We start from the raw sequence: 16,661 nt of genomic DNA, 5'->3' as shown, positions 1-16,661 counted from the left end.
TTTTATTTCCAATGAGAAAACTACAAATGGTTGACCTTAAAAGTCAATACGAAAAAATAAAAGATGAAGTTAACGCTTCAATTCAGGAAGTTTTAGATACAAATACATACATAAATGGACCTTTGGTTCACCAATTTCAAGCTGATTTAGAAAAATATTTAGGAGTTAAACATGTAATTCCTTGTGCTAATGGAACAGACGCTTTGCAAATAGCCATGATGGGATTGGATTTAAAACCAGGTGATGAAGTTATCACAGCTGATTTTACTTTTGCCGCCACAGTTGAAGTGATTGCATTGTTACAACTTACACCAGTTTTAGTAGATGTAGATATGAATAATATGAACATATCTCTTGAAGCAATTAAAAAAGCTATAACACCAAAAACAAAAGCCATTGTTCCGGTTCATTTATTTGGACGTGCAGCCAATATGGATGCCATTATGGAAATTGCAAACGAACATAATTTATATGTAATTGAAGACAATGCTCAAGCAATTGGTGCTGATTACACTTCAAAAGATGGTTCAAAAACTAAAGTTGGAACGATTGGTCATGTAGGTGCAACTTCATTCTTTCCCTCAAAAAACTTAGGATGTTACGGTGATGGTGGTGCGATTTTTACAAATGATGATAAATTAGCGCATACATTAAGAGGAATCGTAAATCATGGAATGTATGAAAGATATCATCATGATGTGGTTGGTGTAAATTCGCGTTTAGATAGTATGCAAGCTGGAGTTTTGAAAGCAAAATTACCACATTTAGATATTTACAATAAAGCTCGTCAAGATGCTGCCAGAAAATATTCAGCTGCATTGAGTGTTAATCCAAACATTTGGGCTCCAACTATCTGCGAAACTTGTGATTGCCATGTGTTTCATCAATATGTTATCCGAATCAAAAATGGAAAACGAGATGGTTTATTAGCACATTTACAAAGTAAAGAAATTCCATGTGCGATTTATTATCCAATTCCATTGCATAGTCAAAAAGCATATGCAGACTCACGTTACAAAGAAGAAGATTTTCCAGTAACCAATCAATTATGTAAAGAAGTTATAGCTTTACCAATGCATACTGAACTAGATGACGAACAAATTAAATTTATCACAGATTCTGTTTTAGAATACGTTTAATAAATAATAGTTTATGATTTTTGTTTTTAACTATAAACAACAAACCATAAACAACAAACATTAAAAATGAAAATAGTAGTAACAGGAGGATTAGGTTTTATTGGATCTCATACCGTAGTTGAATTACAAAATGAAGGTTTTGAAGTTGTAGCCATCGATAATTTATCGAATTCTTCAGAAAGTGTTTTAGAGGGAATTTTCAATATTACTGGTAAAAAACCCATTTTTGAAAAGTTAGATTTGCGAGAAAAATTAGCAGTTCAAGATTTTTTTAAAAAGCACAATGATGTAGTTGGAGTTATTCACTTTGCAGCTTCAAAAGCAGTTGGTGAAAGTGTTGAAAATCCATTGTTGTATTATGAAAACAACATTAATGCTTTGGTGTACGTTTTGCAAGAATTGACAAAATTAAATAAAGCAAATTTTATTTTTAGTTCTTCATGCACGGTTTATGGTCAAGCCGAAAAAATGCCAATTACCGAAAATGCACCCGTTCAATCAGCTATGTCTCCTTATGGAAATACAAAACAAATTGGTGAAGAAATAATTACAGACACTGCAAAAGTGACCAACTTAAATTCAATTTTGTTGCGTTATTTTAATCCAATTGGAGCTCATTCATCTGCTGAAATTGGTGAATTGCCACTTGGTGTTCCACAAAATTTAGTGCCATTTATCACACAAACAGCAATAGGATTACGTGAAAAATTATCGGTTTTTGGAGATGATTATCCAACTTCTGATGGAACAGCTGTTCGTGATTATATTCATGTTGTGGATTTAGCAAAAGCACATGTTGTGGCTTTGAAACGTTTATTGGACAATAAAAATTTAGAAAAAGTAGAAACGTTTAATTTAGGTACAGGAACAGGAAGTTCAGTTTTAGAAGTAATTAATGCTTTTGAAAAAGTTTCGAATCAAAAATTAAATTACCAAATAGTAGGTAGAAGAGAAGGTGATATCACTGAAGCTTATGCTAATACAGATAAAGCAAACAATGTTTTAGGATGGAAAGCACAGTTTTCTCTTGAAGAAGCTCTAGCCAGTGCTTGGAAATGGGAGCAGAAAATTAGAGGTTAAAAACAATAAAAAACCCAAATGAAATCCATTTGGGTTTTGTTTTTTTAAAAATTGGAAATGTTACTTCGTAACTTAGTCCATTTTATCATCCATTTTTTCTACACCAGCTTCAATGTCGTTTCCAACTTCAGTTGCTGTAGAATCTATAGCGTCAACTGTATTTTCTGCAGCTGTTTCAATGTCGTTTCCAACTGCTTCTGTTGCATCTTCTACTTTGTCTTGTGTAGTTTCTTTACAAGATACAAATGCTAGTGTTGATACAAATGCTAATGTCAAAATTGCTTTTTTCATAAATAAAATAATTTGAATTAATAATTTTTTATACTCAAATATATAAAAAACTATTTAATGTTTAAAAGTAAATTAGGATCTGGACAATTTGTTGAATAAAACTCAATTTCTCTTTGACTACAAACTCCCGGATAATCACCTGTTTTATTTTCTAAATTTTTTATAATTTGAAAATGTAAATGAGGAGCATAATCTCCGTTAATTGGTGGAGCTCCAAGTTTTGCAATGACTTCTCCTTTTTTTACAATTTGTCCGACTTCTTTACCAACTAAACTGTTTAAATCTAAATGACCATATAAAGTATAAAAAGTAATTTTGTCAATTGAATGTTCTAAAATTATCGTTGGTCCATAATCACCAAAAGCAGTATTATTCTGAAAACTGTGAATTTTTCCGTCTAATGCTGCCAAAACTGTTGTTCCAGCTTTTATCCATAAATCCAAACCAATATGAATGTTGCGTTCATCAGTAATTTCATTTTTGAAAACTGTACTTCTTCTGTATAAATTTCGTTTTTCTAAATAACCTCCAAAAGCTACTTTTGCCTTGTTATTTGATAAGTGATTTTCAATGAATTCTTCAAAAACAGTTACGTTAGTTAAATCTAAACCTAATTCATCAGTATGATTTGCTGATAAATCTAAAGCAACATAATCTGTATAATCAATTGATGCATCAATGACTTTTACATTTTTTTGTTCTCCAAGTAACTGTTCTAATTTTTTGTACATGTTTTTATTCTACTAATTCGCTGTATAATTTTTCAAAGGTTGCATCTAAATCATTACTAAAACCAGAATGTGGTCTTGAAGTTTGAATGCTTGAGCTTTTTATGGCACTAATCCATCTAAAGCGTTCATCTTTTTCAAATTGAGCAATGGGTCCACCTTCTTTTTTTCCTTCGCAAATATTTACTAAAGCATCAAGATTAATTTTAAGCAAATCCAAATCAAATTCTGAGCAAAAAGCTTTTATTTTTTTAGAGGGAATATGGTATTTAATTCGCAAATATTTTTGACGCTTTGAGTAAAGCATCAAACCAACATTGATAAATTCTTCGCGTTCTACTTTCGGTACGACACGAATTACAGCATATTCATATAAGTGTTTATCGTGCATCTTGAGCTTGTTTTAAAAATAATTCAGCGTTTTGTAATCTGATTGAAAGAAATTGAAAGTACACTTCCTTAATTTCTGAAGGAGAAATGTTCTGTTCTTCCCAAATTAACCAATCTTCCGGAATTTGATTGACTATTTCTTTCAGAATGATATCATTTAATTTGGAAGTAAATTCTTGATGAGCTTCAACTAATTTACTTGCTTTTGGCAATAAAACATGATCTTTAATTAATGCAAATGGTGTTTTTGCAGTTGCTTCCCAATTCGTCCAAGAATGATGAAAATAAAAAGATGCACCATGGTCTATTAGCCAAAGTTCTTTTTTCCAAATCAATAAATTGGTGTTTTTGAAAGTTCGGTCAACATTAGTGATAAAAGCATCTAACCAAACTATTTTTGAAGCCAACAAAGCATCACAATCATTGGCAGCAGCATCATAAGTTAAAGCTCCAGATAAAAAGTGTAAGCCCAAATTTAAACCTTGACTAAACTTCAATAAATCCTGAATCTCTTCATCGGCTTCTGTTCTTCCAAAGGCTTCATCCAAATTAGCGAAAACTAACTCAGGAACTGGTAATTCAAGGTATTTTGCAATTTGTCCACCTAAAAACTCTGCGATTAGTGCTTTTACTCCATGACCAGCTCCTCTAAATTTCAAAACGTATTTAAAATCATCATCTGCTTCCGCTAAGGCTGGTAAAGAACCACCTTCTCGTAATGGAGTTATATATCTTGTGACATTTACAGTTCGTAAATCTAAATTCATAAATAGAGCCTTCTTTTTTACAAAGATAGCCAAAAAAAAACTCCGATGTTTTAATCGGAGTTTTGAAGTTTTTTTAATTTATGCAGAATGAGTTTCTACATCACGGTTAATTTTATTCACTAATCCAACCAATACTTTTCCTGGACCAACTTCTGTAAAACTTTTTGCTCCATCAGCAATCATTTGATTAACCGATTGTGTCCATTTTACAGGTGCAGTCAATTGAATGATTAAGTTTTTCTTAATCTCTTCGGCATCTGAAACAGCATTTGCAGTAACGTTTTGATACACTGGACAAATAGGAGTAGAGAAAGTAGTGGCTTCAATAGCTGCAGCCAACTCTTCTCTCGCTGGTTCCATCATTGGAGAATGAAATGCACCGCCAACTGGTAAAATTAAAGCACGTTTGGCTCCAGCTTCTTTCATTTTTTCACAAGCTTCTTCAACAGCTTTATATTCTCCAGAAATTACCAATTGACCTGGGCAATTATAATTAGCTGCTACAACGATTCCATCAATAGAAGCGCAAATGTCTTCTACAATTTTATCGTCTAAATTTAAAACTGCTGCCATTGTAGAAGGTTTAATTTCACAGGCTTTTTGCATAGCTAAGGCTCTTTGTGAAACTAATTTTAACCCATCTTCAAAAGATAGTGCACCGTTAGCAACTAAAGCAGAAAACTCTCCTAATGAGTGACCAGCAACCATTTCAGGTTTAAAATCTATTCCTAATGTTTTTGCTAAAATTACTGAATGTAAAAAAACCGCTGGCTGGGTTACTTTAGTTTCTTTTAGTTCTTCAGCAGTTCCTTCAAACATAATGTCTGTGATTCTGAATCCTAAAATTTCATTGGCTTTTTCAAATAGTTCTTTGGCTAATGCCGAATTTTCATATAAGTCTTTACCCATTCCTGTGAATTGAGCTCCTTGACCTGGAAATACGTATGCTTTCATATTTTGAATTTAAAAGTTTAAAAGGTTATGAGTTTAAAAGTTGAAATCAAAACCTATGCAAAATTAAACTTTTTCGACATAAAAAAACCTTACAAATCCTAAAATGTGTAAGGTTGTATATTTTTGAATGTTAAGATTATGCTTTAACTAATTGTAAATCAATAACAAGTTTTACATCTTCACCTACTAAAACACCACCAGTTTCTAAAGCTGAATTCCAGTTTAAACCCCAATCTTTACGGTTGATTTTGCTTTCGATATTCATTCCTACTTTGGTATTTCCCCAAGGATCTTGCATCAAACCACTAAATTCTACAGGAAGTTTTACTTCTTTTGAATTTCCTTTCATAGCTAAATCACCAATTAATTCATATTGATTTTCATTTATTTTATTAAATGATTTTCCTTCAAAAGTTAATTTTGGATGGTTTTCAGCATCAAAAAAATCACCACTTTTTAAGTGATTGTCTCTGTCTGTATTTCTTGTATCAATTGAATTTATATCAGCTTCAAAAGAAATTTTAGCTGTTGTAAAATCGTTTTCTTCTGTTTCAACAGTTCCATCGTATTTGTCAAATTTACCTGAAACATTTGTGAACATCATGTGTTTTACTTTAAAACCAATTTCTGAATGTGTAGGGTCAATTGCCCATTTTGTAGTTGCCATAGTATATGTTTTTTAATTAATTTATAATTACATTACAAATTTACAACCAGTTGTTTAGCTTATCACTTAACCTAGATTAAGAAATTATAAATCTATTTCTTTGACGATTTCTAATAACTCATTTTTCAGATCTACATTGATAATTCCGTTTGCATTATCAAAATTTTCATAAAAACTAGGAAGAGAAAAAGTTCCGACTAAGTTAGCATCATGTCTTGGGAATCTATCTTTTGATATGTCTAAAACCGATTTTCCACCACGAGCACCAGGAGAAGTTGCCATCAAAAGCATTCTCTTTCCTTGAAAAACTTTCCCGTTTATTCTTGAAGTCCAATCTAATATGTTTTTAAAAGCAGCTGTATAATTGCCGTTATGTTCTGCCATAGAAACAACTAATAAATCTGCTTCTGCTATTTTATCTAAAAAAGCTTGAGCTTCTTTGGGAAAACCATTTGCTTCTTTATCTACTGAAAAAACAGACATTTCATAATCATTCAAATCTAAAATTTCAACTTTAGCATTTTCAAATAAATTTGCTGTATAAGTTGCTAGTTTTTTGTTGATTGAATTTTTACTAGATGAAGCACCAAAAGCAATAATTTTTTTATCCATTTATTTGTTTTTATAATAAGTTAATGCTCCTGAAGGACATTTTTCAATAGTTGAAATTATTTTTTCTGTGGTAGAATTCTCTGGAGTAATCCATGGTTTTTCTTTAGGTTTAAAAACATCAGGATTATTTCTAACACAATTTCCTGAATGAATGCATTTTCCTGATTGCCAAACAATGGTTACTTCACCATTTGTGTATTCTTTAGTGATGTCTTTTGGATCCATAATTATATAGTTGTATTAATTATTATTTGATTTTTTAATATTTTAGAAACAGGACATTTTTCAGCAATAATTAACAACCTGTTTTTTATATTACCTTCAATGGTTTTTGGGAAACTGATACTTCGAGTAATTGTTGTTATTATTTCTGTATCCGTTTTTTGAGATAAATTTAGTGAAATATTTATTTCTGGAATATCCCAACCTTTTCTGTCGATGTACATACGTAAAGTTGATAAAGTACAACCAGCCAAAGAAGCCAAAAGAGTAGAGTGAGGATCTGGTCCTAAATCTCTACCACCAATACTTTCAGGTTCGTCCATTATCAAATTACCATTTCTCCAAGTAATGGTACAATGATATTTTTGAATACCAATTTGTCCAATAATGTCATTTTCTAAAAGTGTAGTTTCCATTATAAAATATCTTGAAATTCAGGTGTTTTATCAATTACGCTTTTTGTAAAAGGACAAAGAGGAATAATCTTAATTTCTTTTTCTCTAGCAAATTCAACGGCTTTCTCAACCATCATTTTGCCAAAGCCTTTTCCTTCAAATGCATCATTCACTTCAGTGTGATCAACGATAATTTTATCAGTTCCTGCGAAAACGAAAGTCATTTTAGCGACAATTTTACCATCTATTTCAATGTAGAAAAAACCATTTTTATTATTTACTTCTATCTTTACTTCTTGTTTCATAGTATAAAATTAGGGAAACCTTTTCCTAATTCATAAATTAAGAAAAGGTTTTGGTTAATTAGTGCTCCATTGGGATTTCCATTACTAAAAATTTTGAAGCTGTGTTTGCTTTTATTTCTAGTTCAGTTGTTTCCCAAATTCCGATTGCATCTCTTTTTTCTAATTTTTCACCATTTACTTCTATTTCTCCTTCAATGTTCATGATATAAAATCCGTTTCCTTCTTTTTTAAGGGAAAGTTTTTTAGAAAAATCGGCATCAAAATCACTTAAATAAAACCAAGCATCTTGATGAATCCAAACACCTTCATCATCTTCATTTGGAGATAAAATTTGCGCAAAATCATTTTTTTGTAACGATTTATCTAAAGTAATTTGTTGATATCTAGGTGTTACATTTCTAGTTTTAGGAAATAACCAAATTTGGAATAATTTTGTTTGTAAATCTGGATTTGGATTGAATTCACTGTGTTGAATTCCAGTTCCAGCACTCATTACTTGCACATCACCTGTTTTAATCGTAGCTGCATTTCCCATACTGTCTTTATGAGCCAAATCACCTTCTAATGGAATTGTAATGATTTCCATATTGTCATGAGGATGTGTTCCAAAACCCATTCCTGCAGCAATTGTATCATCGTTTAAAACTCTTAATGTTCCAAATTGTACTCTTTCTGGATTATACCAGCTTCCAAAACTGAAACTGTGAAAAGCATTCAACCAACCATGATTGGCATTTCCTCTTGTATTTGCTTTGTGTAAAACTGTATTTTTCATAATGTTATAAATTTAGTAATTTTATAATACAAATTTACAATCGACAACAACCAAAGACACTTAATCTAGATTAATAAATATTTATATAATTTTTTATTAAAATAAATGTTATATTTACTTATCTATAAATCAATAACTTAAAATTAAATATATGAAAACAAAATTACTTAATGAGAATGAAAAAATTGCTGTTTCGAAAATTAATAATTGGTTTGAAACTGTAGATTTTACAGTGACTAATAAATTATGGTTATTAGTAATTGGAATTATTTTTTCCAATTCTTCTTTAATTGCTCAGCAAAATAATGGAATTTCACCTTTTACAATATTTGAACAGGTTGTGCCAAATGCTTACGCAAACACAAGTGCAGGTTCTAGTTTTACGGGACCATTTGCAAATTCTCCACGAACATATCAGATTTTAATTGCTGCAAGTGAACTAACAAGTTTGACAGGAAAGCATTTAGTTTCTATATCCTTTAGAAATTCAGGAACAATAACTACTGATTGGCCAGCTTCTAATACAACTTATAACAATTATGATATCTATTTAAGTGGTTCTGTAAATCCAGCTGATCGAAGTTTTACTTTTGCTCAAAATGTTGTGGGCACTCAAACACTAGTAAGATCTGGTAGTTTAACAGTTCCAGCTGGTGCACTAACTATTGGGTCAAATCCTAATAATTTTAGTTATGATATTGTTTTCACTACACCATGGTTTTATGCTGGTGGAAATTTATTAGTAGAAATTAGGCATGATGGTTCGTCAGGAACTTCAAGAAGTGTAGATGCTGCAGGGACTTCTTCTCCAGGTTATGCTTCTTTATATAGTGCTTGTTGGGAAAGTGGTTACACACCAACCTCTACAACTAAACAAGGAAATTTTGTGTCAGTAAATTTTAAAGCGGATGATGCTTTGAAAGTTGAAGAGTTTAATAAAAATGAATTATCAGTTTTTCCCAATCCAACATCAGAAAAATTGTATATTGAATCTGAAATTCCAGTTTCAAACATAAAATTATTCAATATGCTTGGACAAATTGTTTTAAATCAAGATTTTAATGTGCAGAAAGGAGAAATTTCTTTAAGCCAATTAAGTATAGGAACTTACTTGTTACATGTTGAAAGTGAATTTGGAACTGAAATAAGAAAGATTATAAAAAAATAATAAAAGTATCCATTTAAATAAAACTGCTTGAATTGTATTTCGAGCAGTTTTATTTTTTTAACATCTTAGCTTTCATCTTACTAAAAAATTCAGGTGTAACACCAATATAAGAAGCGATTTGTTTTTGAGGTACTTTTTGAATTAAAGTTGGGTATTTGGAACAAAATTTTTCAAAACGTTCTTCAGCAGATAAACTCAAATTATCCATTAATCGTTCTTGATGAGCTACTAATGAGTTTTCGGTTAAAATTCTAAAAAAACGTTCTAATTTTGGAATCTGATGGTATAATTCTTCTTGATTTTCTTTGGAAAGTAAAGCAACTTCTGCATCTTCATTCACTTCTATGAATAAATTACCTGGTTTTTGAGAAATTAAGCTATACATGTCTCCAATCCACCAGTCTTCACAAGCAAATTGGAGAACATGTTCAACTATATTGTCATTAATATTAAAACTTCTTAAAATACCAGATTTTACAAAATAAGAATGTTTACAAATTTCTCCAGCATGCAGTATTACAGTTTTTGCTTTGTATTTTTTTAATTCAATTTTAGACAGAATTAATTCTTTCTCTTCATCAGTAAGAGAAAGAATTTTTTCTATATTTTGAATTATTAAAGCCATTTATGCATTAACTTTTATTAAAGAAGCCGTTGATTTTGCTCTTTCCACAATTTCTTCGATTGGAGTTTCTAGAGAATCATAAGATAAAACAACTCCCATTCTTCTGTAAGGTCTAGAAGTTGGTTTTCCAAATAATCTAAAATCAGTTTTTGGTAAATTAGCTACATTTTCAACACCAGTAAATGTTGGGTTATTTGAATTTTCTGAAGCTAAAATTACAGCACTTGAGCCATTCTTTTCTAATGTAATTTCGAAAATTGGTAAGCTTAAAATAGCACGAAGATGTAATTCAAACTCATTGAAGTTTTGTGTATTTGCTAAAGTTACCATTCCAGTATCATGAGGTCTAGGAGATAATTCAGAAAAATAAACACCTTCATCAGTCAAGAAAAATTCAACACCAAAAAGGCCAGCACCACCTAAGGCTTCCGTTACTTTTTTTGCCATATCTTGAGCTTCTTCTAAATCCTTATTTGAAACTCTTGCAGGTTGCCAACTTTCTTGATAATCACCACGTTCTTGTCTGTGACCAATTGGAGCACAAAATAGAGTAGGATTGTTGTTCTGAGTTACGGTTAATAAAGTAATTTCTGAATGAAAATTCACAAAAGCTTCAACAATTACTTCCACAACATCACCACGAGAACCTTCCACAGCATAATTCCATGCTTTTGCGATATCTTCATTGGTTTTAATGGTAGATTGTCCTTTTCCAGAAGAACTCATTAATGGTTTTACAACACAAGGCATTCCAACTTCTTGAACCGCTTTTTGTAATTCTTCAGCAGTTGTTGCATATCTATAATTTGCTGTTCTTAAACCTAAATCTTTAGCCGCTAAATCACGAATAGCTTTTCGATTCATGGTGAAATTTGCTGCTTTGGCAGAAGGAACAACAGTAATTCCTTGTTTTTCATACTCATAAAAACGTTCTGTACGAATAGCTTCAATTTCTGGAACAATAAAATCAGGTTGGTGTTTCGCTACAATTTTGTCTAATGTATCTCCATCTAACATGTTTATAACTTCAAAGCCATGAGCTACTTGCATTGCTGGTGCGTTTTTATAACTATCAACTGCAATAACTGTTTGACCAATTCGTTGTGCAGCAATGACGAATTCTTTTCCTAGTTCACCTGAACCTAATAGTAGTATTTTATTATTCATTTTTGTTGTAATAAAAAGCCCCAAGTTTCCTTGAGGCAAATATGTTTATGCTAATGCTTTTTTAATTCTTCGTAATGCTTCTGTTAGTTGTTCCTCGCTTGTAGCATAAGAAAAACGGATGCAGTTTGGGTTCCCAAAAGCTTCACCTGTAACTGTTGCAACGTTTGCTTCAGAAAGTAAATACATAGCAAAATCGTTAGCATCTTTAATTTCAGTTCCTTTTAATGTTTTTCCAAAATATTCAGATACATCTGGGAAAACATAAAAAGCTCCTTCAGGTGAATTGATTTTTAACCCTGGAATTTCTTGAATTAATCCAACCACTAAATCTCTTCTGCTTTTGAAAGCGGCAACCATTTCGTTTAATACTTTTGGATCAGCATCAACAGCTGCAATGGTAGCTCTTTGTGCAATTGAATTAGCTCCAGAAGTCACTTGGCCTTGCATTTTTGTACAAGCTTTTGCAATAAATTCTGGTGCTCCTATATATCCAATTCTCCAGCCAGTCATGGCAAATGCTTTGGCAACACCATTAACTGTAATGGTTCTTTCAAACATGCCTGGAATGGATGCTATACTACAAAATGTTCCTGAAAAGTTGATGTGTTCATAGATTTCATCAGAAACTACAAATATATTTGGATATTTTTCTAATACTTTTGCTAAAGCAGTTAATTCTTCACGGTTGTAAACAGAACCACTTGGGTTACATGGACAACTATACCAAACCATTTTTGTTTTTGGAGTAATTGCTTTTTCTAATTGTTCAGGTGTGATTTTAAAATCACTTTCAATTGTTGTTGGCACTTCTACAGGAATTCCTCCAGCCATTTTTACAATTTCGAAATAAGAAACCCAATAAGGTGCTGGTAAAATTACTTCGTCACCATCATTAATCATACATTGAGCAATATTGTATAATGATTGTTTTGCACCAGTTGATACAACAACATTTGCAGGTTTGTAATCTAAGTCATTATCTCTTTTGAATTTTCTACAGATAGCTTCTTTTAAATCTGCGTAACCATCAACTGGAGAATAAGTTGAATAATTTTCATCAATAGCTTTTTTTGCAGCTTCTTTGATAAAATCAGGTGTATTGAAATCAGGTTCACCTAAACTTAAACTGATAATGTCTTTTCCTTGAGATTTTAATTCTCTTGCTAAAGCTGCCATAGCTAAAGTTTGAGAAGTTGATAATTGGTTAATTCTGTCTGATAATAAATGATTCATTGTAGAGATAAATGAGATTAAATAAAGAGACGCGAAGTTAATCGCGTCTTAATTTTATACTAATTGTGGTTTCTGTCCAAGTTCTTTTAAGTGCTTAAAATGCGAATATAAAGCACTTCTAAAAGTTCTGAATTCGTAATAAGGTAACTCAAATTCTTGAGCTGTTTCTTTTACAATTTTAGCTATTTTATCATAATGAATATGACTGATATTTGGGAAAATGTGGTGTTCAATTTGGTGATTTAATCCACCTGTGTAATAATTTACTAACCAGTTTTTAGGTGCAAAATTGGCTGTTGTAAATAATTGGTGAATGGCCCAAGTGTTTTCCATTGACATATCTTCACTAGGAGAAGGAGTAACAGTATCTTCTACAATATGTGCTAATTGGAAAACAACACTTAAGATAACTCCAGCAGTATAATGCATTACTACAAAGCCTAATAAAACTTTCCACCAAGTAATTCCAATAACCATAGGAATCACTAACCAAATTGAGAAATAAATTACTTTTGTAATCACTAAAGTTGTCCATCTTACAGAAGGTTTTTTCCATTCTCCATACGATAATTTTCTTTTTAAATAACGTTTCATTTGAAGAAAATCTGTAGTGATTGCCCAATTGAATGTTAATAATCCATATAAAAATACAGAATAAATATGTTGGAATTTATGAAAGTATTTCCAATCGGCTTGTTTGGTAAAACGCATTACTCTTCCTGCATCTAAGTCTTCATCATGACCGTGAATGTTGGTGTAAGTGTGATGTAAAACATTATGTTGCACTTGCCAGTTGTACACATTTCCAGCTAAAATATAGATGCTTCCACCCATAATTTTGTTTAACCAGCTTTTAGAAGAATATGAACCGTGATTTCCGTCGTGCATTACGTTCATTCCAACACCAGCCATTCCTATTCCTATTACAACATTAAGAAGTAAATAAGTCCAAAAAGGCATGTCCATTGCTAATAGGAAAAAATAAGGTGTCAAAAAAATAGCAAACATAATTACAGTTTTTAAATGTAACTTCCAGTTTCCTGTTTTTTGTATTTTATTTTCTTTGAAATATTCGTTAACTCTCTTATTTAGAGTTCGAAAGAATTTCATAGAATCATTATTTGAAAATGTAGGTGAATTTGAATTCATAATAATATAATTAAGCGTCAAAGATAAATATTATAATTTTTTCAAATATGATATTAGTCATTTTTTATTGGTTAAAAACACTATTTTTGTAAAAAATTAACTTTATGGAAGAAATTTTAAGACAATTTCCCAATTTAACTCCAATACAAATTGAACAGTTTGAAAAATTACAAGCTTTATATGAAGATTGGAATTCGAAAATAAATGTCATTTCTAGAAAAGATATTGATGAATTATATACAAGACACGTTTTACATTCTCTTGGAATTGCAAAAGTGCAACCTTTTGAAAAAGGAACTTATATTTTAGATGTTGGAACTGGTGGAGGTTTTCCTGGAATTCCATTAGCAATTTTGTTTCCAGAAACGCGTTTTTATTTGATTGATGTGATTGCCAAAAAGATTAGAGTTGTTAATGAATTGGCAAACGCTTTAGATTTAAAAAATGTCAAAGCCGAACAAATGCGTGCTGAAAACGTTAAAGGAGATTTTGACTTTATAGTAAGTAGAGCCGTAACCAATATGCCAGATTTTGTGAGTTGGATTAAAGATAAAATTAAAAAACAAAATAAACACGAACTTAAAAACGGAATTTTATATTTAAAAGGTGGTGATTTAACCGAAGAATTAAAAGATTTTCCAAAAGCAACAGAATACAATTTATCCGAGTATTTTAAGGAAGATTTTTTTGAAACTAAAAAAGTAGTGCATTTGCCTTTGAAGTTTAAAGCTTAGAAAGTACGAAATACGAAGTTTGAAGTACAAAATAGTCAAGTTAAATATAAAAAAAGGGTTAAGAAAAACATTCTCAACCCTTTTTTATTACGTATTTTATACTTCAAACCTCGTACCTCAAAATTATTCTCCTAAAAACGGATATCTATAATCTTCTGGTGTAACGAAAGTTTCTTTGATTGTTCTTGGAGAAACCCAACGCAATAAATTTTGCATAGAACCAGCTTTGTCATTTGTTCCTGAAGCTCTCGCTCCTCCAAATGGTTGCATTCCTACAACTGCTCCTGTTGGTTTGTCGTTGATATAGAAGTTTCCAGCTGCATTTTGTAATGCTTTTGTTGCTTCAACAATTGCATATCTATCTTGACTAAAAATAGCTCCAGTTAAAGCATATTCTGAAGTTTCATCAACTAATTTTAAAGTCTCTACCCATTTTGCATCTTCATATACATAAACCGTAATTACAGGTCCAAAAAGTTCTGTTTCCATTGTAGTGTATTTTGGATTTGTAGTCACGATAACCGTTGGTTCAATAAAATATCCTTTCGATTTATCGTAATTTCCACCTACTAAAATTTCAGCATCACTATCTTTTTTCGCTTGATCAATGTAACTAGCTAATTTGTCAAAAGAACCTTCATGAATTACTGCTGTGATGAAATTTGAAAAATCTTCTGGAGAACCCATTTTCATAGATTTTACGTCAGTAACCAATTGCTCTTTAACAGCTGACCACATACTTTGTGGAATGTAAGCTCTAGAAGCTGCACTACATTTTTGTCCTTGAAATTCAAAAGCACCACGAACAATTCCTGTAACTACTTGTTTTACATTTGCTGATGGATGAGCTACGATGAAATCTTTTCCACCTGTTTCACCAACAATTCTTGGGTATGTTTTGTAAGTATGAATGTTGTTTCCAATTTTTTTGAAAATTTCTTTAAAAACATAAGTCGAACCTGTATAATGAACACCAGCAAAATCAGGATGATCAAAAATAGTATCAGAAATCATTACAGGATCACCAAATACTACGTTGATAACTCCATCAGGAACACCAGCTTCTTTGAAAACATCAATAATGATTTTTGCAGAAAAAACTTGACTATCACTTGGTTTCCAAACCACTGTATTTCCCATTAAAGCAGCACTTGCTGGTAAATTAGCAGCAATTGCTGTAAAGTTAAAAGGAGTAATTGCATAAATAAATCCTTCTAATGGACGATATTCAACTTTATTCCAAACATCAGAATTTGAAGTTGGTTGGTCATTATAAATTTGAGTCATGAATTCTACATTGTAACGTAAAAAGTCAATCAACTCACAAGAAGCATCTATTTCTGCTTGAAAAATATTTTTGGATTGTGCAATCATGGTTGCAGCATTAATTCTAGCTCTATATGGACCAGCAATTAATTCGGCAGCTTTTAAAAAGATGGATGCTCTGTGTTCCCAAGGCATTTGTGACCATTCTTTTCTAGCTTCTAAAGCAGCAGCAATGGCATTGTCAACATGAGATTTTTCAGCTAAATGATATTTTCCTACGATGTGTTGGTGATCGTGAGGAGCTGACATTGTTTTTGTATTGTTAGTTCGCACTTCTTCAGAACCAATATACATAGGAACGTCTATAGTTTCATTCCACATTTTCTTATAAGCTGCTAAAACGGCTGCTTTTTCTGGAGAATTTGGAGCGTAAGATTTTACGGGTTCGTTAACCGCTTTTGGGACATGAAAGAATCCTTTTGGCATAATGTGAATTATTAGATTATTAAACTTTTATGAAATTTGGCTACTTTTTTTGTAGAAAATTTAATTGAATGCAAAAATACAAATGATTTTCCAAAAAGTATGTTAGAAAAGATACAAATTAATTTAAAGCAAAAGTTGCACTTAATTTGAAAGTCGGAATTTCAACTTTGAAACTCTTGGTTGAGGTAAAGTTGATCATGTTAAAATGTCCTTTCATAGCTCCAATTGGAGAAGCTAATAAGCATCCTGAAGAATAAACGTGAGATTCACCAGGTTTTAAAACAGGTTTTTTGCCAACAACACCTTCACCATCCACAATTTCTTTGGAATTTAAAGAGTCGTAAATTTCCCAATGACGTGAATTTAATTGAACAGAATCTTTGCTTTGATTCTCAATAGTAATCTGATACGTAAAGGCAAAATGAATCTTGTAGTTCTTGAAGTAAGTGCCTTCAAAACTAGTCAAAACAGAAATTTTAATACCTCTTGTTATTTGAGTTACCATTTT

At 31.3% G+C, this 16,661-nt stretch carries 21 protein-coding genes; 4 read left to right on the top strand and 17 right to left on the bottom strand.

The window, feature by feature from the left end:
* Positions 1–11: 11 nt before the first annotated feature.
* Positions 12–1,139, top strand: coding sequence for a DegT/DnrJ/EryC1/StrS family aminotransferase (locus tag ACFO3U_RS03870; protein ID WP_379738418.1), 1,128 nt, complete (start codon positions 12–14; stop codon positions 1,137–1,139).
* A 66-nt stretch (positions 1,140–1,205) separates the two neighbouring features.
* Entirely contained in the window at positions 1,206–2,219 is a 1,014-nt protein-coding gene (gene galE, locus ACFO3U_RS03865) for a UDP-glucose 4-epimerase GalE (RefSeq protein ID WP_379738417.1), read from the top strand.
* A 72-nt stretch (positions 2,220–2,291) separates the two neighbouring features.
* On the opposite strand, the gene ACFO3U_RS03860 is transcribed toward galE, so the two are convergent.
* The 11 genes from ACFO3U_RS03860 to ACFO3U_RS03810 all read right to left on the bottom strand — a co-directional run bounded on the left by ACFO3U_RS03860 (position 2,292) and on the right by ACFO3U_RS03810 (position 8,325).
* A complete protein-coding gene (locus tag ACFO3U_RS03860; RefSeq protein ID WP_379738416.1) occupies positions 2,292–2,510 on the bottom strand; it encodes a hypothetical protein in 219 nt (72 codons plus the stop codon).
* Positions 2,511–2,560: 50 nt separating this feature from the next.
* Positions 2,561–3,241, bottom strand: coding sequence for a peptidoglycan DD-metalloendopeptidase family protein (locus tag ACFO3U_RS03855; RefSeq protein ID WP_379738415.1), 681 nt, complete (start codon positions 3,239–3,241; stop codon positions 2,561–2,563).
* A 4-nt stretch (positions 3,242–3,245) separates the two neighbouring features.
* Positions 3,246–3,629 (bottom strand): DUF3037 domain-containing protein, encoded by a 384-nt coding sequence (locus tag ACFO3U_RS03850; protein ID WP_379738414.1) that lies wholly within the window; start codon positions 3,627–3,629, stop codon positions 3,246–3,248.
* On the bottom strand, positions 3,619–4,395 hold the full coding sequence (locus tag ACFO3U_RS03845; RefSeq protein ID WP_379738413.1) for a HipA family kinase: 777 nt from the start codon (positions 4,393–4,395) through the stop codon (positions 3,619–3,621). Before ACFO3U_RS03845 ends, ACFO3U_RS03850 begins: the two co-directional genes overlap by 11 nt.
* A 78-nt stretch (positions 4,396–4,473) precedes the next feature.
* Positions 4,474–5,349, bottom strand: a complete 876-nt coding sequence (gene fabD / locus ACFO3U_RS03840; protein WP_379738412.1) for an ACP S-malonyltransferase — start codon at positions 5,347–5,349, stop codon at positions 4,474–4,476.
* Positions 5,350–5,485: 136 nt separating this feature from the next.
* Positions 5,486–6,016 (bottom strand): YceI family protein, encoded by a 531-nt coding sequence (locus ACFO3U_RS03835; RefSeq protein WP_379738411.1) that lies wholly within the window; start codon positions 6,014–6,016, stop codon positions 5,486–5,488.
* An 84-nt stretch (positions 6,017–6,100) separates the two neighbouring features.
* On the bottom strand, positions 6,101–6,628 hold the full coding sequence (locus ACFO3U_RS03830) for an NADPH-dependent FMN reductase (protein WP_379738410.1): 528 nt from the start codon (positions 6,626–6,628) through the stop codon (positions 6,101–6,103).
* Entirely contained in the window at positions 6,629–6,853 is a 225-nt protein-coding gene (locus ACFO3U_RS03825) for a (4Fe-4S)-binding protein (RefSeq protein WP_379738409.1), read from the bottom strand.
* A gap of 2 nt (positions 6,854–6,855) precedes the next feature.
* Positions 6,856–7,266 carry an OsmC family protein gene (locus ACFO3U_RS03820; protein WP_379738408.1) on the bottom strand — a complete coding sequence of 137 codons (411 nt, stop codon included), beginning with the start codon at positions 7,264–7,266 and terminating at the stop codon, positions 6,856–6,858.
* Positions 7,266–7,550 (bottom strand): GNAT family N-acetyltransferase, encoded by a 285-nt coding sequence (locus ACFO3U_RS03815; protein WP_379738407.1) that lies wholly within the window; start codon positions 7,548–7,550, stop codon positions 7,266–7,268. The genes ACFO3U_RS03820 and ACFO3U_RS03815 overlap by 1 nt, the downstream gene beginning before the upstream one ends.
* Positions 7,551–7,608: 58 nt before the next feature.
* Positions 7,609–8,325 (bottom strand): pirin family protein, encoded by a 717-nt coding sequence (locus tag ACFO3U_RS03810; RefSeq protein ID WP_379738406.1) that lies wholly within the window; start codon positions 8,323–8,325, stop codon positions 7,609–7,611.
* Positions 8,326–8,476: 151 nt separating this feature from the next.
* On the opposite strand from ACFO3U_RS03810, the gene ACFO3U_RS03805 reads away from it, so the two are divergent.
* Positions 8,477–9,493, top strand: coding sequence for a T9SS type A sorting domain-containing protein (locus tag ACFO3U_RS03805; protein WP_379738405.1), 1,017 nt, complete (start codon positions 8,477–8,479; stop codon positions 9,491–9,493).
* 49 nt (positions 9,494–9,542) lie between these two features.
* Here the strand turns inward: ACFO3U_RS03805 and ACFO3U_RS03800 are convergent, their stop codons facing one another.
* From ACFO3U_RS03800 to ACFO3U_RS03785, 4 genes are read right to left on the bottom strand one after another with little or no spacing between them, the layout of a single operon-like run.
* Positions 9,543–10,118: a Crp/Fnr family transcriptional regulator gene (locus ACFO3U_RS03800; RefSeq protein WP_379738404.1), complete on the bottom strand. Its 576-nt coding sequence runs from the start codon at positions 10,116–10,118 to the stop codon at positions 9,543–9,545.
* Positions 10,119–11,285 carry a formate-dependent phosphoribosylglycinamide formyltransferase gene (gene purT / locus ACFO3U_RS03795; protein ID WP_379738403.1) on the bottom strand — a complete coding sequence of 389 codons (1,167 nt, stop codon included), beginning with the start codon at positions 11,283–11,285 and terminating at the stop codon, positions 10,119–10,121.
* Positions 11,286–11,330: 45 nt separating this feature from the next.
* Positions 11,331–12,518, bottom strand: a complete 1,188-nt coding sequence (locus tag ACFO3U_RS03790; RefSeq protein ID WP_379738402.1) for a pyridoxal phosphate-dependent aminotransferase — start codon at positions 12,516–12,518, stop codon at positions 11,331–11,333.
* 54 nt (positions 12,519–12,572) lie between these two features.
* Positions 12,573–13,667 (bottom strand): fatty acid desaturase family protein, encoded by a 1,095-nt coding sequence (locus tag ACFO3U_RS03785; RefSeq protein WP_379738401.1) that lies wholly within the window; start codon positions 13,665–13,667, stop codon positions 12,573–12,575.
* 104 nt (positions 13,668–13,771) lie between these two features.
* On the opposite strand from ACFO3U_RS03785, the gene rsmG reads away from it, so the two are divergent.
* Positions 13,772–14,401: a 16S rRNA (guanine(527)-N(7))-methyltransferase RsmG gene (gene rsmG, locus ACFO3U_RS03780; RefSeq protein WP_379738400.1), complete on the top strand. Its 630-nt coding sequence runs from the start codon at positions 13,772–13,774 to the stop codon at positions 14,399–14,401.
* A gap of 123 nt (positions 14,402–14,524) precedes the next feature.
* Here rsmG and pruA read toward each other — a convergent pair whose 3' ends face one another.
* Positions 14,525–16,153: an L-glutamate gamma-semialdehyde dehydrogenase gene (pruA, locus tag ACFO3U_RS03775; RefSeq protein WP_379738399.1), complete on the bottom strand. Its 1,629-nt coding sequence runs from the start codon at positions 16,151–16,153 to the stop codon at positions 14,525–14,527.
* A 118-nt stretch (positions 16,154–16,271) separates the two neighbouring features.
* Positions 16,272–16,658, bottom strand: a complete 387-nt coding sequence (gene apaG, locus ACFO3U_RS03770; protein WP_379738398.1) for a Co2+/Mg2+ efflux protein ApaG — start codon at positions 16,656–16,658, stop codon at positions 16,272–16,274.
* Positions 16,659–16,661: the final 3 nt, after the last annotated feature.

Source organism: Flavobacterium ponti, assembly GCF_042652765.1.
In the GTDB taxonomy this organism is placed as follows: domain Bacteria; phylum Bacteroidota; class Bacteroidia; order Flavobacteriales; family Flavobacteriaceae; genus Flavobacterium; species Flavobacterium ponti.
The sequence above is the reverse complement of the archived record's forward strand: the minus strand, read 5'-3'. Positions and strand labels throughout refer to the sequence as shown.

Excerpts from the sequence above, each read along its gene's own strand:
- ACFO3U_RS03870 (WP_379738418.1), top strand. The coding sequence starts at position 12 with ATGAGAAAACTACAAATGGTTGACCTTAAAAGTCAATACGAAAAAATA.
- galE (WP_379738417.1), top strand. The coding sequence starts at position 1,206 with ATGAAAATAGTAGTAACAGGAGGATTAGGTTTTATTGGATCTCATACC.
- ACFO3U_RS03860 (WP_379738416.1), bottom strand. The coding sequence starts at position 2,510 with ATGAAAAAAGCAATTTTGACATTAGCATTTGTATCAACACTAGCATTT.
- ACFO3U_RS03855 (WP_379738415.1), bottom strand. The coding sequence starts at position 3,241 with ATGTACAAAAAATTAGAACAGTTACTTGGAGAACAAAAAAATGTAAAA.
- ACFO3U_RS03850 (WP_379738414.1), bottom strand. The coding sequence starts at position 3,629 with ATGCACGATAAACACTTATATGAATATGCTGTAATTCGTGTCGTACCG.
- ACFO3U_RS03845 (WP_379738413.1), bottom strand. The coding sequence starts at position 4,395 with ATGAATTTAGATTTACGAACTGTAAATGTCACAAGATATATAACTCCA.
- fabD (WP_379738412.1), bottom strand. The coding sequence starts at position 5,349 with ATGAAAGCATACGTATTTCCAGGTCAAGGAGCTCAATTCACAGGAATG.
- ACFO3U_RS03835 (WP_379738411.1), bottom strand. The coding sequence starts at position 6,016 with ATGGCAACTACAAAATGGGCAATTGACCCTACACATTCAGAAATTGGT.
- ACFO3U_RS03830 (WP_379738410.1), bottom strand. The coding sequence starts at position 6,628 with ATGGATAAAAAAATTATTGCTTTTGGTGCTTCATCTAGTAAAAATTCA.
- ACFO3U_RS03825 (WP_379738409.1), bottom strand. The coding sequence starts at position 6,853 with ATGGATCCAAAAGACATCACTAAAGAATACACAAATGGTGAAGTAACC.
- ACFO3U_RS03820 (WP_379738408.1), bottom strand. The coding sequence starts at position 7,266 with ATGGAAACTACACTTTTAGAAAATGACATTATTGGACAAATTGGTATT.
- ACFO3U_RS03815 (WP_379738407.1), bottom strand. The coding sequence starts at position 7,550 with ATGAAACAAGAAGTAAAGATAGAAGTAAATAATAAAAATGGTTTTTTC.
- ACFO3U_RS03810 (WP_379738406.1), bottom strand. The coding sequence starts at position 8,325 with ATGAAAAATACAGTTTTACACAAAGCAAATACAAGAGGAAATGCCAAT.
- ACFO3U_RS03805 (WP_379738405.1), top strand. The coding sequence starts at position 8,477 with ATGAAAACAAAATTACTTAATGAGAATGAAAAAATTGCTGTTTCGAAA.
- ACFO3U_RS03800 (WP_379738404.1), bottom strand. The coding sequence starts at position 10,118 with ATGGCTTTAATAATTCAAAATATAGAAAAAATTCTTTCTCTTACTGAT.
- purT (WP_379738403.1), bottom strand. The coding sequence starts at position 11,285 with ATGAATAATAAAATACTACTATTAGGTTCAGGTGAACTAGGAAAAGAA.
- ACFO3U_RS03790 (WP_379738402.1), bottom strand. The coding sequence starts at position 12,518 with ATGAATCATTTATTATCAGACAGAATTAACCAATTATCAACTTCTCAA.
- ACFO3U_RS03785 (WP_379738401.1), bottom strand. The coding sequence starts at position 13,667 with ATGAATTCAAATTCACCTACATTTTCAAATAATGATTCTATGAAATTC.
- rsmG (WP_379738400.1), top strand. The coding sequence starts at position 13,772 with ATGGAAGAAATTTTAAGACAATTTCCCAATTTAACTCCAATACAAATT.
- pruA (WP_379738399.1), bottom strand. The coding sequence starts at position 16,153 with ATGCCAAAAGGATTCTTTCATGTCCCAAAAGCGGTTAACGAACCCGTA.
- apaG (WP_379738398.1), bottom strand. The coding sequence starts at position 16,658 with ATGGTAACTCAAATAACAAGAGGTATTAAAATTTCTGTTTTGACTAGT.